Raw genomic sequence first — 1,030 nt, forward strand, 5'->3', positions numbered from 1 at the left:
ACCGGCTTCACGGCGGCGGTACGGCGGGCGAGCCGGTGGAACTTGCGCGGGTTGCCGAACGACTCCAGGTAGAGCAGGGCGACGTCGGTGTCCTGGTCCTCGAACCAGTACTGCAGGAAGTCGTTGCCGGAGAGGTCGGCCCGGTTCCCGGCGGAGATGAACGTCGAGAGCCCCGCGCCGCGCCGGTGCAGGCCCGACAGCACGGCGATCCCGATCGCGCCGGACTGGGTGAACAGGCCGATGCGTCCGGCGGCGGGCGACTCGGGGGCGAGGGAGGCGTTCAGCCGGACCGGCTCGGCGGTGTTGATGACCCCGAAGGCGTTCGGTCCGATGATCCGCATTCCGTACGAACGGGCCCGGCGGACCAGTTCGCGCTGCCGCTCGCGTCCCTCCGCGCCGCGCTCGGCGTAACCGGCGGACAGGACGACCAGTCCGCGGACGCCGTGCTCCCCGCAGTCCGCGACGGCCTCCGGCACCCGGTCGGCGGGGACGGCGACGACCGCCAGGTCGACCCGCTCGCCGATCTCCCCCACCGAGCGGTGTGCGGGCACGCCGTCGATCTCGGTCACCTCGGAACCGAAGGAACGATTCACCGCGTACGTGCGCCCGGTGAAGCCCGAGCCGAGGAGGTTGCGCAGGACCGTGCGGCCCACACCTCCGGGGGCCCGTCCCGTACCGACCACGGCGACCGACCCGGGCGCCAGCAGCCGCTGCACGGAACGCGCCTCGGCCCGCTGCTCACGGGCGCGCTGGACGGCCAGGGACTCGGCGGTGGGCTCCAGGTCGAGCGTCAGGTGGACGGAACCGTCCTCGAAGCTGCGCTGCTGGGTGTAGCCCGCGTCCCGGAACACCTTGATCATCTTGGTGTTGGCGGGCAGCACCTCCGCGGCGAAGCGGCGGATGCCGCGCTCCCGGGCGACCGCCGCGATGTGTTCCAGGAGGGCGGAGGCCACCCCGCGGCCGTGATGGGCGTCCTGGACGAGGAAGGCGACCTCCGCCTCGTCGGCGGGAGCGGAGGCGGGCCTGCCGC

At 73.6% G+C, this 1,030-nt stretch carries 1 protein-coding gene; it reads right to left on the bottom strand.

Annotated elements, in window-relative coordinates:
* A partial coding sequence (locus IH13_RS36565) for a GNAT family N-acetyltransferase (RefSeq protein ID WP_037840688.1) occupies positions 1-1,030 on the bottom strand: 1,030 nt, incomplete at both ends.

This window comes from Streptomyces sp. NRRL WC-3549, from assembly GCF_000721935.1.
GTDB lineage: Bacteria > Actinomycetota > Actinomycetes > Streptomycetales > Streptomycetaceae > Streptomyces.